Annotated in this window: 18 protein-coding genes; all 18 read left to right on the forward strand. The window is 50.4% G+C overall.

The annotated features are described in order from the left end of the window. Nucleotides 1-3: 3 nt before the first annotated feature. Entirely contained in the window at nt 4-1,017 is a 1,014-nt protein-coding gene (fliG, locus tag IRJ17_RS16075) for a flagellar motor switch protein FliG (protein ID WP_122965194.1), read from the forward strand. Then, nucleotides 1,001-1,819, forward strand: coding sequence for a FliH/SctL family protein (locus IRJ17_RS16080; protein ID WP_122965195.1), 819 nt, complete (start codon nt 1,001-1,003; stop codon nt 1,817-1,819). Before fliG ends, IRJ17_RS16080 begins: the two co-directional genes overlap by 17 nt. Then, nucleotides 1,816-3,135, forward strand: a complete 1,320-nt coding sequence (gene fliI / locus IRJ17_RS16085) for a flagellar protein export ATPase FliI (protein ID WP_122965196.1) — start codon at nt 1,816-1,818, stop codon at nt 3,133-3,135. Before IRJ17_RS16080 ends, fliI begins: the two co-directional genes overlap by 4 nt. Nucleotide 3,136: 1 nt before the next feature. After that, a complete protein-coding gene (gene fliJ, locus IRJ17_RS16090) occupies nt 3,137-3,583 on the forward strand; it encodes a flagellar export protein FliJ (protein ID WP_122965197.1) in 447 nt (148 codons plus the stop codon). A gap of 12 nt (nt 3,584-3,595) precedes the next feature. After that, nucleotides 3,596-4,504, forward strand: coding sequence for a MotE family protein (locus IRJ17_RS16095; RefSeq protein ID WP_242771103.1), 909 nt, complete (start codon nt 3,596-3,598; stop codon nt 4,502-4,504). Nucleotides 4,505-4,567: 63 nt separating this feature from the next. Beyond that, entirely contained in the window at nt 4,568-5,800 is a 1,233-nt protein-coding gene (locus IRJ17_RS16100) for a flagellar hook-length control protein FliK (protein WP_122965199.1), read from the forward strand. 24 nt (nt 5,801-5,824) lie between these two features. After that, nucleotides 5,825-6,220, forward strand: coding sequence for a TIGR02530 family flagellar biosynthesis protein (locus IRJ17_RS16105; RefSeq protein ID WP_063227628.1), 396 nt, complete (start codon nt 5,825-5,827; stop codon nt 6,218-6,220). 98 nt (nt 6,221-6,318) lie between these two features. Beyond that, the gene (gene flgG, locus IRJ17_RS16110) at nt 6,319-7,137 is read left to right on the forward strand and encodes a flagellar basal body rod protein FlgG (protein WP_122965200.1); all 819 of its coding nucleotides are present in this window, start codon (nt 6,319-6,321) and stop codon (nt 7,135-7,137) included. Nucleotides 7,138-7,207: 70 nt separating this feature from the next. Beyond that, entirely contained in the window at nt 7,208-7,429 is a 222-nt protein-coding gene (locus tag IRJ17_RS16115) for a flagellar FlbD family protein (protein WP_122965201.1), read from the forward strand. Between the two features lie 14 nt (nt 7,430-7,443). After that, a complete protein-coding gene (locus tag IRJ17_RS16120; protein ID WP_122965202.1) occupies nt 7,444-7,899 on the forward strand; it encodes a flagellar basal body-associated FliL family protein in 456 nt (151 codons plus the stop codon). Between the two features lie 42 nt (nt 7,900-7,941). After that, nucleotides 7,942-8,937 (forward strand): flagellar motor switch protein FliM, encoded by a 996-nt coding sequence (gene fliM, locus IRJ17_RS16125; protein WP_063227624.1) that lies wholly within the window; start codon nt 7,942-7,944, stop codon nt 8,935-8,937. After that, complete coding sequence (fliY, locus tag IRJ17_RS16130; RefSeq protein WP_173596489.1) at nt 8,930-10,291, forward strand: flagellar motor switch phosphatase FliY; 1,362 nt, start codon at nt 8,930-8,932, stop codon at nt 10,289-10,291. Before fliM ends, fliY begins: the two co-directional genes overlap by 8 nt. Before the next feature lie 38 nt (nt 10,292-10,329). Next, nucleotides 10,330-10,692, forward strand: coding sequence for a response regulator (locus tag IRJ17_RS16135; RefSeq protein WP_005834238.1), 363 nt, complete (start codon nt 10,330-10,332; stop codon nt 10,690-10,692). 23 nt (nt 10,693-10,715) lie between these two features. Further along, the gene (locus IRJ17_RS16140; RefSeq protein WP_229049699.1) at nt 10,716-11,372 is read left to right on the forward strand and encodes a flagellar biosynthetic protein FliO; all 657 of its coding nucleotides are present in this window, start codon (nt 10,716-10,718) and stop codon (nt 11,370-11,372) included. Beyond that, a complete protein-coding gene (gene fliP, locus IRJ17_RS16145; protein ID WP_122965205.1) occupies nt 11,369-12,130 on the forward strand; it encodes a flagellar type III secretion system pore protein FliP in 762 nt (253 codons plus the stop codon). The genes IRJ17_RS16140 and fliP overlap by 4 nt, the downstream gene beginning before the upstream one ends. A gap of 30 nt (nt 12,131-12,160) precedes the next feature. Then, the gene (fliQ, locus tag IRJ17_RS16150; RefSeq protein ID WP_063227620.1) at nt 12,161-12,430 is read left to right on the forward strand and encodes a flagellar biosynthesis protein FliQ; all 270 of its coding nucleotides are present in this window, start codon (nt 12,161-12,163) and stop codon (nt 12,428-12,430) included. 3 nt (nt 12,431-12,433) lie between these two features. Then, nucleotides 12,434-13,216 (forward strand): flagellar biosynthetic protein FliR, encoded by a 783-nt coding sequence (gene fliR / locus IRJ17_RS16155; protein WP_122965206.1) that lies wholly within the window; start codon nt 12,434-12,436, stop codon nt 13,214-13,216. Further along, nucleotides 13,213-14,310 (forward strand): flagellar biosynthesis protein FlhB, encoded by a 1,098-nt coding sequence (gene flhB, locus IRJ17_RS16160; protein WP_173596490.1) that lies wholly within the window; start codon nt 13,213-13,215, stop codon nt 14,308-14,310. The genes fliR and flhB overlap by 4 nt, the downstream gene beginning before the upstream one ends. The last annotated feature ends 16 nt before the right edge of the window (nt 14,311-14,326 follow it).

The raw sequence follows: 14,326 nt of genomic DNA on the forward strand, positions 1-14,326 counted from the left end.
GATATGGCTCGCGGCGCTAAAGAGTTGTCTGGACGACAGAAGGCGGCTATCCTCCTCATCTCACTAGGGCCGGAAATCTCTGCCCAGGTGTTCAAGCACTTGCGTGAGGATGAGATCGAGCAACTGACGTTGGAAATTGCCAACGTTCGAAAAGTCGATACAGAAGAAAAAGATAAAATCTTGGCCGAATTTCATCAAATCGCCGTAGCAAAAGAAGTAATCTCGCAAGGCGGGATCACCTACGCGAAAGAAATCTTGCAAAAAGCTTTGGGCGAGACGAAAGCGATGGATATTATCAATCGCTTGACTGCCAACCTGCAAGTACGGCCATTCGATTTTGCCCGGAAGGCTGATCCAGGCCAGATTTTGAACTTTATCCAAAACGAGCACCCGCAAACGATTGCCCTGGTTCTTTCTTATCTCGAACCGCAGCAAGCAGCGATGATTTTGTCCGCGCTTCCGCAAGAGCGGCAAGCTGAGGTAGCGAAGCGGATTGCCATGATGGACAGCACTTCTCCGGAAGTAATTGCACAGGTAGAACAAGTCCTCGAACAGAAGCTCTCGGCCACTGTCACGCAGGATTATACGCAAGCAGGCGGGATCGAAGCAATCGTGGCTGTACTCAATGGTGTCGATCGTGGGACGGAGCGCACGATTCTCGATTCTCTCGAAATTCAGGACCCCGAATTGGCCGAAGAAATCAAGAAACGCATGTTTGTATTCGAAGATATCGCTACACTGGACAACCGTTCGATTCAGCGCGTAATCCGCGATGTAGAAAATGCGGATCTGCAACTTTCTCTCAAAGTGTCCAGCGAAGAAGTTCGGGAAGTTATTTTCCGCAATATGTCCAAACGGATGGCGGACACTTTCAAAGAAGAAATGGAATTTATGGGACCAGTTCGTCTGCGCGACGTAGAAGAAGCACAATCTCGTATCGTTGCCATTATCCGTCGCTTAGAGGAGGCTGGTGAGATCATCATCGCCCGCGGTGGAGGAGATGATATCATTGTCTAGGATTATCAAAGTGGCTAATTATCGGCCTTCGGAGGACGCTGTTCTCCTCTCGGTGACGCCTGTACCACTAAAGACGGAAAATGATCCCGAAAGGTTGCAAGAAAATCTACAAATTTTACAACAAGCTGAAATTGAGGCCAAAACGATCCTCGCAGATGCCGAAGAAACCGCGCAAAACATCCTTCAACAAGCATCCGAGCAGGCTGAGCAACTGAAGCAGGAAGCACTCCTGGAGATCCAGCAATGGTGGGAACAAAAGCAGCAGGAAGCTTCCGAATTGTTCAGCTCTGTGCAGGAGCAAGCGGTTGTTGAAGGACAGGAAAAAGGTTTCGAGGAAGGGAAGCGCCAAGCGTATGAAGAGGAGATAAAAGCACTCTCTGACGCGCGCGCAATTCTGGAGCAGGCGTACAGCAGCAAGCAGCAGATTATAGCCGAAGGGGAACCTTTTTTAGTGGAACTTGCCCTTGATGTTGCCAAAAAAATTATTGGGCAAGAATTGCAGCAAAATCCGGAACAAGTCATGGAGATTGCCAAAAAAGCGCTGCGACGCTCCCGGGTTCACGGGGAGATAACGATATGCGTCAATCACAACTACTTTGATTACGTTTCTGACCACCGAGCCCAATTGCTTGCCCTGCTGGACGGTCAGGCGGAGCTTTCCGTCTATCCTGACTACACGATTTCCGATGGCGGGTGTGTGATTCGGACGCCGCTCGGAAGTGTGGATGCAAGAGTGGATACACAGCTGGAAGAGATCAAACAAGCATTGCTTGCGATTGCCGGAGGAAGTGAGTCCCGATGAGTTTCCTAGACATAACGAAGTACAAGCAGGCGCTGGGTGAGATTGATCCGATGCGCGTGAATGGAAAAGTGACGCAAGTTGTGGGGCTCACCATCGAGTCCCAGGGACCAGAAGTAAAGCTCGGCGAAATTTGCCATCTGTATCCGGCAAACAGCAAAGAGCCGATTATCGCTGAAGTAGTTGGCTTTCGCGAAAATAAAGTGCTGCTCATGCCGCTGGGCGAGCTGACAGCAATCGGACCGGGCTGTGATGTAGTGGCTACGGGGCGGTCGCTGGAAGTGAAGGTAGGGCCGGAAATTTTGGGATCTGTCCTCGACGGCCTCGGTAGACCGTATCAAGGAGCGTTGCCGTTTGGCTTGAGTTCCTATCCGACGAACAATCTGCCGCCCAATCCGATTTTGCGGCCGCGCATTAAAGAGCCGCTAAGCGTGGGCGTACGCGCCATCGATGGATTGTTGACTGTCGGAAAAGGACAGCGGGTCGGAATTTTTGCCGGATCAGGGGTAGGGAAAAGTACCTTGATGGGAATGATTGCCCGCAATACTACGGCGGACATCAACGTCATCGGACTGATCGGGGAGCGCGGCCGCGAGGTCATGGAGTTTATCGAGCGCGATCTGGGGGAAGAAGGTCTAAAGAGGTCTGTCGTAGTCGTTGCGACCTCCGACCAGCCTGCGATGATCCGCATCAAGGGAGCCTTGATTGCCACATCGATCGCCGAATACTTCCGTGACCGCGGGTTGAATGTGATGCTCATGATGGACTCGGTAACCCGTTTTGCCATGGCGCAGCGGGAAGTAGGACTTGCTATCGGAGAACCGCCGGCAACACGCGGCTATACACCGTCTGTGTTCGCGCTGATGCCCAAGCTGATGGAGCGGGCAGGGACAGCCGACAAAGGCAGCATTACGGCGTTTTACACGGTGCTCGTCGACTCCGACGACATGAATGACCCGATTGCGGATGCGGCGCGAGGAATTTTGGACGGACATATTGTGCTCGACCGGAAAATCGCGCAAAAAGGCCACTTTCCTGCCATTGATGTGATGGCGAGCGTCAGCCGTGTCATGTCAGAGATCGTTACAGACGATCACAAGGAAGCGGCAAGACAGTTGAAAAAACATTTGGCCACTTTTCGCGAGGCGGAAGATTTGATCAATATCGGAGCGTACAAGCCTGGCTCGAACCGCGATATTGATGCTGCCGTCCGCTACAAAGACATCATTACCGAGTTTACGGCTCAAGGGACACATGAGCCCTCGACATTACAAAGCGCGGTCAAGGCGCTGTTAGCCCATTTCGGAGGAGTGAACTAATGTGAAAGTGTTTCAGTTTCATCTCCAAAAAGTTCTCGATCTGAAGGAAAAAGAGAAAGAGCAGGCAGAGTGGGCATTTGGGAAATCGGTTCAACGCAAGAACGAAGAAGAGTGGAAGCTCGCGCAATTGACAGTGCAGCATGATGAGATGACCCATATGCTTGAGGAAACGCAAATGCAGACATGCAGTGCCGCCCAACTGATTTCAATCACGCAGTATCAACAGTCGGTTGCCAGATCGATAACGAGACAGCAGCGAACGTTGCGCGGATGTGAGCAGGATGTGGAACGATGTCAGTCCCATTTGACGGAGAGAATGAAGGAATCAAAGCTATGGCATCGATTGCGTGAAAAATCTCTCTACCAATTTCTCGACGAACAGCGTCAGCGCGAACAAAAAGAATTGGATGAAATCGGCACTCAGCTCTATCTTCGCCGCAGCAACTAAGGGAGGTACCAGATGGAAGAAATCCAAGAAGAACGGGAATACGGCAGGTGGGAATGGTTTTTCTACATGATTGTCATTCCTGCACTGTTTGCCAGCCTCCTTGGCGGCGTACTCCTGAGCTTGCTGGGAGTAAACGTGCTAGGGAATGTTCTCCACTGGGCTAACTCCATACCGTACGTGGAAAAGCTCGTCCCGGACGAATACGCGGCTACACCCGGTGAAGAAAAGAAACCCGACACCGAGAAACAGGTTGCGACTTTGCAGCAGGATCAGGCGAAAAACCAGCAGCAAATTTCCGTGCTGAAAGAAGAAGCAGCCAAAAAGGATGCAACGATCCAAGCGTTGGAAAAGCAAGTGCAAGACTTGAACAAGCTTATGGAAGATCGCAGGTCCACCGAGGAGGAGCGTCAAAAGCAATTTGCTGATCTCGCCAAGGTGTACACGACCATGTCAGCGAAAAATGCAGCAGCCATCATCGAAAATCTTAGCCTGGATGAGTCTGTCACGGTCATGACCAAAATGAAGCCAAACCAGCGCGCTGACATTTTGGCCAAAATGGACCCGAAAAAAGCGGCTGACATTTCCATTCTGCTAAAAGACTCTGTGGTCAACAAAGATGATGACATCGCTGCTCTCCAGGAGCGCGTTCAAGTGTTGACGAAAGCACTCAGCGAAACGCGCAGCGGTACTTCCGCGAGCGCTAACGATCAAGTGTTGAGTGACACGTTTGCTCAGATGCCTGCGGAAGATTCCGCGGCGGTCATTCGCTCGCTGATGGCGACGAACAAGAGCAGAGCCTTGTCACTGATCAAAGAAATGCCTGCGGACAAACGGGCGCAAACTCTCTCAGCGATCGCCAAAGAGGACAAGAAAGAAAAAGACAATTTGGCGGCTCGCATTACGGAAGAGTTGCTTCGATAACAAAAGCTTCGCTTCTCGTTATCGTTAAAATAAGCAACAAATCAACCATAAGGAGGTGACGAGATGAATGTAGCCAATCTGACTCCGCCGGTAGGCTCGGCTGGTAGTGTAACATCTGCCACCGGTACTGCGGGCAATGGAGAAGCTGGCTTGGGACAACTGTTTTCGTTGCAAATGCTGCAATCTTTTGAAGCGATGCTCGATTCCAAAGGCGCCGTTGCGGCTCCAGAAGGCTTGTCAGAAGACGACCAGAAATTGCTGGATGAACTGATGGCGCTGATCGCTCAACTGCTTGCCGCCAGTCAACAAGGCAATCAAGAATTGAATGGACAAGTAGAAGAGAAAGCAGCAGCCGTTGAACAGCTTTTGGGAAAAGCGTCCGGGCTTAGCCAGGAACTTCAGGCACAGTCCGGAATGGATCTGAAACAGCTTTTGTCCAAGCTTTCGCAAAGCGAGACTTCTTCCGAGGAACTGAACAAGTTGGCCGCACTTCTCGAGTCCCTGAAGAACCAGAAAGGCAATGAAAGCAAGCAAAAGAACGGGGTTTTGCAACTGCGTTCCGAAGCGGTTCCCGTTCTGAATGCTTCGCAGCAAGAAGGGTTCAAGACGATTTCGCCTTTGCGAATGAATCAGGGCTTGGCTGCCTACAAGCTGGAGGCGGGAGTAGCCACGCAAACGGTTCAACCTGCACTTTCCGGCAGCCTGTTGAACCAAGAAGGAAATCAGGAAGACGGCGGCTTGACGATGGCCAACCAAAACCCGGTTGTCGCCCAGCAAACGACGCAAACGCAAAACGCTTCCTTCCAACAGTCACAAGCACAGCCGCATCATGTGAATGCGAACCAATTGCCGCAGCAGCTCACACAGCTGTTTGTCTCGAAATTGCAACTCGGCGGGCAAAACGGTGTGCATGAAGCTAAGCTGATCTTGAACCCGCAATCACTTGGACAGGTAGACGTGACAATTACGTCGCACAATGGCGTGATCACTGCTCAGTTCCACGCTGAAACGCAGGCAGGCAAAGATTTGCTCGACAATCAGCTTCCGCAATTGCGGATGGCATTGACGCAGCAAGGCTTGCAGGTGGATCGACTGGAAGTCAACCAGCAGCAGGACACCGCATTCAACTTCCAGCAGCAGCGTGAGCAAGCTGGACAACAACGAGAAAACCAGCAGCAACAGAAAGAGGAAGAGCAAGAGTTTGCTCTGGACGCACTCGTAGACAGCAGTGAAACGAGCGAGTCGCTCTGGAATCGCCTGCGGGAATCGGCCCGCGGAGTGAACGATCTCGTCTAGGATTGGAATGAAGGAGGAAGCAGCATGAACCAATTTCGTGTCGCGCAGCCCTATTTCCCTCCGAAAACGAATCACGTCACCAAAACGGCTGCCCAAACAGCTCAGGGGACTGGCAAATCGTTTCAACAGTATTTGACGGAAGCGACATCGCCAACTGCCAAGACACAGCCACTATCGTTCAGTCAGCACGCTATTAGCCGCTTGCAGCAGCGTGGAATTGCCCTTGGCGGACAGCAGATGGAGCGTTTGGAGTCAGCGGTTCAAAAGGCAGCCTCCAAAGGCGCCAGAGAATCTCTTATCATCATGGATAACGTGGCTTATGTCGTGAGTATCGTAAATCGGAAGATCATTACCGCTGTGGACGATGGCAGCATGAAAGACAACGTATTTACAAACATAGACAGCGCCATCTTCGTATAAATGGCCTGTACGGGCTGGACCTCCCAGGAGGAAGCCTGATGGTTACCGAACGACAGAGGTAATCTAGACAAGCGAGAAAGCAGAGGAGGAAACAGATCATGCTTCGTTCCATGTATTCAGGTATCTCAGGTATGCGTGGCTTTCAAACAAAGCTCGATGTCATTGGTAACAACATTGCGAACGTAAACACAGTGGGCTTCAAAAAGGGCCGCGTGATGTTCCAAGACATTTTGAGCCAAAACGTGCAAGGCGCCGGTGCTCCTACTGACGGAGGAAAAGGTGGTACCAACCCGACTCAAATCGGTCTTGGTTCATCGATTGCATCGATTGATACCGTGTTTTCTGCGGGAAGCCCGATGACGACCAACTTGCCAACGGACCTTTCCATTGAGGGTGACGCCTTCTTCATGGTGACTCCGGATGATGGCGCAACGATCTACTATACACGCGCTGGTAACTTCACCCGCGATTCCCAAGGGTTCCTGGTAAACCCGCAAGGACTCAAGCTGTTGAACTCGGACGCTGCTCCGATTCAAATCAACCAGGCTGACGGGATTGTTTCTTACTCGATCGGCAAGGACGGCGTAATCACAACTGTAGATGAAGCCGGAACGCTCGCTTCCGACAATACGGTCGGTGTCATGACCTTCAACAACCCAGGCGGTTTGAAAAAGGTCGGCAACTCCCTGTATGAGAACACAGTGAACGCGGGAGCGCGTGATGAAGATCCAATGACACCTGTTACCCCAGGTACAGCAAAAGTGAGCGTCATTGCCGGACAACTGGAAATGTCCAACGTTGACCTTTCCGAAGAGTTTACGGAAATGATCGTCGCGCAGCGCGGCTTCCAGGCCAACTCGCGGATCATTACCACTTCCGATTCCGTTCTCGAAGAATTGGTGAACCTGAAACGATAACTTCTTGCAGTGGGTTAGGGAGGGGAAGCGATTGACTCCTTCCCCTGCTTGATCCCAGGAGGAGCACACGATGATCAAACTGACCCGTTTTAACGGCACTGCTTTTTATCTGAACATTACTCACATTGAAACTGTTGAAGCGACACCAGACACTGTGATTACGTTGTTCAACGACAGGAAGTACATCGTGAAGGATTCTATCGAATCGATCGCTGAACGTGTTCAGGCTTTTTATCAAAATGCTCATCCGATAGCGACTGCACCCAAGCTGCCGGACGACTTAAATGAATAGCGGGAGGCATTGCGATGTTTCAAAATCGTTTGTTTAACATGGCTCTAATTATCATCATCGCGATTTCGCTACTGGGAGTAATCTCGTTTGTCCTTTGGCAAACATACCTCTCTCCGGCCGCTCAGACGGCCAGCACGGAACAAACAGAAATGAAGCCTTTGTCCGCGAAGGAAATGAAAGAGTACTCCGTTGACACAGGCGAAATTACGACCAATCTGCTGACGAACAACTACATGATCGTGCGCTTCAGCATCACAGCGGACAGCTCGGATGCGAAAGCGGAGCTGGAGCAACGTTTGCCCCAGGTCAATCAGGTCATTATCAAAACGTTGGCTGGCCTGACGCCAGAAGACATAAAAGGAACAGAAGGCGTAAACAAGCTGGAAGCAAAAATTATGAATGAAATCAGCTCCCTGATGCAAGAGGGCAAGATCGTGCAAGTTGTGACGACCAAGCGCGTCTTGTCATAAAGGAAGCGATCACACGGATACATAGCAAGGAGGTGACGACATATGGCCGAGGTTCTCTCACAAAGTGAGATTGATGCGTTGTTGGCCGCTCTATCATCTGGCGAGATGGATGCCAACGAGCTGAAAAAAGAAGAGACTGAGCGCAAAGTCAAAGTGTATGATTTCAAACGCGCGTTGCGGTTCTCCAAAGATCAGATCCGTGGCTTGACGCGAATCCACGAGAACTATGCGAGGCTGTTGACTACTTATTTTTCAGCTCAGCTCCGTACCTTCGTGCAAATTACGGTTGCCTCCGTCGATCAATTGCCGTATGACGAATTTATCCGCTCCATTCCCAAGATGACCATCTTGAACATCTTCGAAGCTCCACCTTTGGAAGGACGAATGGTCTTGGAAGTCAATCCAAACATCGCCTATACCATGCTGGATCGGCTTCTTGGTGGCCAGGGTGCAATCCCGGAAAAAATGGGTGCACTTACGGAAATTGAAACAACGGTGATGGAGCGAGTATTCGGCAAAGCGCTGGATACTTTCCACGAGGCATGGAAGCAAATTATTGAGCTTGATCCGTACCAGGAAGGACTGGAGATGAATCCCCAGTTCATGCAGATTGTCTCGCCAAACGAGATTGTCGTCGTAATCTCGTTCAGTACCAAAATTGGAGATACGACAGGAATGATCAACCTCTGTCTGCCTCACGTTGTACTGGAGCCAATCATGACCAAGCTCTCCGGGCAATACTGGTTCTCCAAGCAGAAAAAGACGCGGGATGAGGATGAGCGCCTGCGGGTCGAAGAGCGAGTCAAGGTTGCCAAACTGCCGATTATTGCAGAAATGGGAACCGCTACAATTACAGTCGGCGATTTCTTGCAACTGCAAAAAGGAGACGTCATTCAATTGGATCAGTCGCTTGATACCAAGCTGAAAATCAAGATTGGCGATCAGCTGAAATTCCTGGGACAACCAGGGACACTCAAAGGCAGAATGGCTGTGCAGATTGATGAAGTCATAGAGGAGGGGGAGGAACAAAATGAGTAGAGATATGCTTTCTCAAGACGAGATTGACGCGCTGCTTCGCGCGAACAACTTGGTTGAGGACGAAGAGGAAGCAGGACCCATGGAGAGTCAGGATGTGGCCGATTTTCTTTCCCCATTTGAACAGGATGCGCTTGGCGAAATCGGAAATATCTCCTTCGGTAGTGCAGCGACTGCGTTATCGACTTTGTTAAGCCAAAAAGTAGATATCACCACGCCGACGGTTTCCGTTGTCAATGTGGATGAATTGGAAAGTGAGTTTCCGATTCCCCATGTAGCGGTCCACGTTGAGTACACCGACGGTTTCAAAGGGATTAACCTGCTGGTTATTCGGATGGAAGATGCGGCTGTCATCGCAGACTTGATGATGGGCGGCGACGGCAGACCTGCCAATACAGAAATGTCCGAGCTGCACATCAGTGCGGTACAGGAAGCGATGAATCAGATGATGGGTTCTGCGGCGACGTCCATGTCGACGATTTTTAACCAGTTCATCAATATTACGCCTCCAGGCATCGATGTCATGGATTTGGCCCAAGGCAAGGGCGGAGACAGCTTCTCGGACGATGACAGTCCGTTGGTCAAAGTCTCCTTCCGTCTGAAGGTCGGGGAACAGGGAGAATTGATTGACTCCAATATCATGCAGCTTTTGCCGCTTTCGTTCGCGAAGAAGATGATCGATCGACTGGTTGGCGGATCAGAAGGGGAAGCAGCAGCAGCGCTTGTAGCGGAGACAGAAATGCCTTCTATACCGGCAATTACCCAGTCGGCTCCACCAGCCCAACCCGTGCATCAGGAGCCTGTACAGAGCCACGTACCGCCTGTAGCGCCGCCTCCTGTGCAGCAGCCACAGGTGCAGCAACAACCGCCTGGAGGCTATGCTCCACCGCCTGCATACCCAGGCCAACCGATGTACCCAGATCCTTATGCGCAGTATGCGATGCCACCGGGCTATGCGCCGTATCCAGGTGCTTATCAGCAACCGCCGATGGCACCGCCACCGCCTCAGCATTTTGGCAGTCCTGCGGTTAACCAGGCAAACGTCGTTCCTGCACAGTTTGCGCCGCTTGGAACAACGCCTATGTATGCAGGAGACAATCAAAACTTGAACCTTTTGCATGACATTCCGCTGCAAGTAACCGTGGAATTGGGACGGACCAAGAAGCTGATCAGAGAAATTCTTGACTTGTCTGCTGGTTCCATCATACAGTTGGACAAGCTGGCAGGTGAACACGTGGATATCTTGGTAAACAACAAGCTGATTGCCAGGGGCGAGGTTGTCGTTATCGACGAGAATTTCGGGGTTCGCGTAACAGATATCATCAGCCAGTTTGATCGTGTTCAAAAATTGCAATAAAAACAAATCAAGAGTCAAGTATTGGGGAGGATCTATCCATGTCGAACAAAGTATTAATCGTTGATGATGCAGCATTCATGCGTATGATGATCAAGGAGATTTTGTCCAAAAACGGATACAGCGTCGTAGGGGAAGCTAGTGATGGCGCACAAGCAGTAGAAAAATACAAAGAATTGGGTCCGGATTTGGTTACGATGGATATTACCATGCCGGAAATGGACGGAATTTCCGCTCTGAAGGAAATCAAAAAACTCGATCCAAACGCACGTGTGATCATGTGCTCTGCGATGGGACAACAGGCAATGGTTATTGACGCCATTCAGGCGGGGGCAAAAGACTTCATCGTGAAGCCATTCCAAGCGGATCGCGTATTGGAAGCGATCAAAAAGACTTTGAGCTAATGATGAAGATCCGGAATGCAGGGATGAGACTATCCTGGGTCTTCTGTCTGATCCTGTTGCTGTCTGTCTTAGCCCTGCCCATTGCCGTCCATGCGGAAGGTACTGTTGCCGATGCGTACAACCAGAAGAACACAGAACAGAGCAATGCGCCCGCCGGCGGCGAACAGCCGGCGGCCATTCCGGGCAGCGGAACAGGAAGTATGATCGGCTATCTGGTTCAAGTCGTTTTTTCACTAGGCTTTATCGCTGTTCTGATCTTTTTCCTGCTCCGTTTCCTCGGACGGCGTCAAGTCGGACAAAGTCAAGGGCCGATCAAGATCATCAGCGCAGCCGCTCTCGGCAACGGGAAGACGCTGCAAGTCGTCATGATCGGAGAGTCCTTGTACATTGTAGGTGTGGGTGATAACGTCCAGTTGCTTAGACGAATCGAACCGGGTGAAGAAGTGGATCTGATCTTGTCTGATGCCGAGATCGGGCCCATAAAAAATCCGCTTTCGCTAAGCTGGCTGCCCTTTGGCAAAAAAAAGCAGGCTGACGAAGAGTTGCTGTTTTCATCCGATGTGGATGGAAAAACGTTTCAAGACCTGCTGAAAGGCCAATGGGACAACGTGAAAAAACGGCCACTCCACTCCGAATCGTGGGACAAAGAGGAAGCTTCCGACAGAGGGGACCGAAAATGAAACATTTTTTGCAGGTGCTCGTGCTTGTCGCTGTGATGCTCCTGGTACCAGAGATAGCGCTTGCTGCGCCAGCGGGATCACCGCTTATTCCGAGCATTGATTTGCAAATTGGCGGCGGCAATGGGACACCACAGGAGACATCTTCAGCGATCCAGATTTTGCTAATTTTGACGGTGCTCTCTGTTGCGCCAGCTATATTGCTCCTGATGACAAGCTTTACCCGAATCGTCATTGTCTTGTCTTTTGTGCGAAATGCCTTGGCGACACAGCAAATGCCGCCCAACCAGGTACTGGTGGCACTCGCGCTGTTCCTGACGTTTTTCATCATGGCACCGACCTTCGGGAAGGTGAACGAAACGGCTGTACAACCGTTTATGCAGGGCAAGCTGACACAGGAACAGGCATTCAACGCGGCTGTCATTCCTTTTAAAGAATTTATGGCCAAGCAAACACGCGAGAAAGATTTGGCGCTGTTTTTGGAATTTACCAAAGCGGAGAGACCGAAGACGATTCAAGATATTCCGCTGACTGCTCTCGTACCTGCTTATGCGATCAGTGAATTGAAGACAGCTTTTCAGATCGGGTTTATGATCTTCATTCCATTCCTCGTGATCGACATGATCATATCCAGTATTTTGATGGGGATGGGGATGATGATGCTGCCGCCCGTCATGATTTCATTGCCGTTCAAAATTTTGCTATTCATTATGGTGGACGGCTGGTATTTAGTTGTGAAGTCGCTCTTGACCAGTTTTTAGCGGCATTCCGAAGGGACCAGGAGGGTAGACATGACACAGGAATTATTAATGCAAATTGCCCAAAACGCTGTTTATACCATCCTGCTGATATCCGCACCCGCACTCGGGATTGCCTTGCTGGTCGGATTGATGGTCAGTGTTTTTCAGGCAACGACACAAATCCAGGAGCAGACCCTTGCATTCATCCCTAAAATTGTTGCCGTGTTCATTACCATCTTGGCAGTGGGACCGTGGATGCTGCGCGTCATGCTTGATTTTACGATGGGGATTTTTGGCAACCTTCATCGTTTTGTCGGATAGCTTATGAATCTTTATCTCGTATATTTGCCCGTTTTCTTGCTCGTGTTTGTCAGGATGAGTGCCTTTTTCGTCGCAGCTCCCTTTTTCTCGATCAAGGGTGTGCCAGCCCACTTTAAAATTGGCTTGGCATTCATCGTTGCCCTGATCAGCTTTCAAACGTTGCCTGTACAAGGACAAATTCCTCTGGACCTGACGTTTGTACTGTATGTGATGAAGGAAGCGCTGATTGGCGTCATACTCGGTTACATTTGTGAGTTGATGTTCATCGCCATCCAAGTTGCCGGAGGACTGATGGACATGCAGATGGGTCTGGCCATGGCAAACGTGATCGACCCGAAAACAGGCGCGTATGTCCCGATTACGGGTAACTTCAAAAACATGCTCGCTGTCTTGTATTTTTTCAGTATCAACGGACATCACATGCTGCTGCGCGGCATCATGAGCAGCTATCAGGTAATCCCGGTTGATAAGATGTGGGCTGCTTTTGGCAGCGAGGCTGTGATGATGACGGCGGTAAAAGTGTTTCAGAACATGTTTCTGAGCGCCTTTATGATGGCGGCACCCATCGTGGTCGCACTGTTTCTCGTAGACCTCTCTCTTGGTATTATCGCCAAATCCGTCCCGCAGTTTAATATCTTTGTTGTCGGATTGCCCATCAAACTGCTTGCAGGCTTCCTGCTCCTGATTGTCGTCATGCCCGCCTTTTTATTGACGCTAAGCGGATTGTTCGACCACATGTTCCGGGCACTCGCGGAAATGATGAAATCGCTCGGAGGATCACCATGACGCAGAAGAGGTTCCTTTTACCCGTAGACCTGCAATTTTTTAGCGGAGAAAAAACGGAGAAGGCGACTCCCAAGAAAAAAGAAGATGCACGAAAAAAGGGGCAGGTGGCCAAAAGCCAGGATCTGTCGCCCTCCATCGCGCTAACAGGATTCTTTTTTTTGCTGATGATGCTCGGTTCATCCATGCTCGGTACGTTTCAGAACCTCATGCGTGAAGCGCTGATTACTTTCACGAGCTGGCAGTTGAACGAAGAGAATCTCAAAGTGATCGTCATGACAATGACCTTCGAGGCGATAAAAATTGTGGGACCTGTCCTGGGGCTGTCTTTTTTGCTTGCCTTTGCTGTCAACTACATGCAGGTGGGATGGATGATCAGTACAGAGCCGCTCCAGATGAAACTGGAGAAGTTGGACCCGATCAAAGGAGCCAAACGCATTTTTTCCATGCGATCAGTCGTTGAGCTTCTGAAGTCGCTGTTAAAAATCAGTGCTTGTATGTACGTAGCCTATGTTATTTTGTGGAATTCAAAGGAACAAGTAACCCAGCTTTCTTTGCTCTCACTGGGGAGCGTCCTGTCGTTTACGGCAAACGAAGTAGCCAAGCTCGGGATTTACATCGGTTTGCTGCTGTTCATCCTGGCGATTATGGATTACGCCTACCAGAAATATGAACATGAAAAGAATTTGCGGATGTCCAAACAGGATATTAAAGACGAGCACAAGCAGGCGGAAGGGGACCCGTTAATCAAAGGGAAAATTCGTGAAAGGCAAAGGAGCATGGCGCTTCGCCGGATGATGCAGGAACTGCCCAAGGCAGACGTGATCATCACGAACCCGACCCACTTTGCCGTCGCAATCCGCTACGATGCCAGTGCAATGAGCGCGCCTACTGTATTGGCCAAAGGCCAGGATTACATGGCGCTGAAAATCAGAGAAGTGGCCAAGAAGCACCGGATTGTTACGATGGAAAACAAGCCCCTGGCCCGGGCTCTCTATAGTCAAGTTGAAATTGGACAACAAATTCCCGAAGAGATGTTTAAAGCGGTCGCGGAAGTTCTCGCGTACGTCTACAAGCTGCAAGGGAAAGTGAAATAACGAGGAAGGAGGATGA

Source organism: Brevibacillus parabrevis (assembly GCF_022701015.1).
Taxonomy (GTDB): Bacteria; Bacillota; Bacilli; order Brevibacillales; family Brevibacillaceae; genus Brevibacillus; species Brevibacillus parabrevis.

Excerpts from the sequence above, each read along its gene's own strand:
- fliG (WP_122965194.1), top strand. The coding sequence starts at position 4 with ATGGCTCGCGGCGCTAAAGAGTTGTCTGGACGACAGAAGGCGGCTATC.
- IRJ17_RS16080 (WP_122965195.1), top strand. The coding sequence starts at position 1,001 with ATGATATCATTGTCTAGGATTATCAAAGTGGCTAATTATCGGCCTTCG.
- fliI (WP_122965196.1), top strand. The coding sequence starts at position 1,816 with ATGAGTTTCCTAGACATAACGAAGTACAAGCAGGCGCTGGGTGAGATT.
- IRJ17_RS16095 (WP_242771103.1), top strand. The coding sequence starts at position 3,596 with ATGGAAGAAATCCAAGAAGAACGGGAATACGGCAGGTGGGAATGGTTT.
- IRJ17_RS16100 (WP_122965199.1), top strand. The coding sequence starts at position 4,568 with ATGAATGTAGCCAATCTGACTCCGCCGGTAGGCTCGGCTGGTAGTGTA.
- IRJ17_RS16105 (WP_063227628.1), top strand. The coding sequence starts at position 5,825 with ATGAACCAATTTCGTGTCGCGCAGCCCTATTTCCCTCCGAAAACGAAT.
- flgG (WP_122965200.1), top strand. The coding sequence starts at position 6,319 with ATGCTTCGTTCCATGTATTCAGGTATCTCAGGTATGCGTGGCTTTCAA.
- IRJ17_RS16115 (WP_122965201.1), top strand. The coding sequence starts at position 7,208 with ATGATCAAACTGACCCGTTTTAACGGCACTGCTTTTTATCTGAACATT.
- IRJ17_RS16120 (WP_122965202.1), top strand. The coding sequence starts at position 7,444 with ATGTTTCAAAATCGTTTGTTTAACATGGCTCTAATTATCATCATCGCG.
- fliM (WP_063227624.1), top strand. The coding sequence starts at position 7,942 with ATGGCCGAGGTTCTCTCACAAAGTGAGATTGATGCGTTGTTGGCCGCT.
- fliY (WP_173596489.1), top strand. The coding sequence starts at position 8,930 with ATGAGTAGAGATATGCTTTCTCAAGACGAGATTGACGCGCTGCTTCGC.
- IRJ17_RS16135 (WP_005834238.1), top strand. The coding sequence starts at position 10,330 with ATGTCGAACAAAGTATTAATCGTTGATGATGCAGCATTCATGCGTATG.
- IRJ17_RS16140 (WP_229049699.1), top strand. The coding sequence starts at position 10,716 with ATGAGACTATCCTGGGTCTTCTGTCTGATCCTGTTGCTGTCTGTCTTA.
- fliP (WP_122965205.1), top strand. The coding sequence starts at position 11,369 with ATGAAACATTTTTTGCAGGTGCTCGTGCTTGTCGCTGTGATGCTCCTG.
- fliQ (WP_063227620.1), top strand. The coding sequence starts at position 12,161 with ATGACACAGGAATTATTAATGCAAATTGCCCAAAACGCTGTTTATACC.
- fliR (WP_122965206.1), top strand. The coding sequence starts at position 12,434 with ATGAATCTTTATCTCGTATATTTGCCCGTTTTCTTGCTCGTGTTTGTC.
- flhB (WP_173596490.1), top strand. The coding sequence starts at position 13,213 with ATGACGCAGAAGAGGTTCCTTTTACCCGTAGACCTGCAATTTTTTAGC.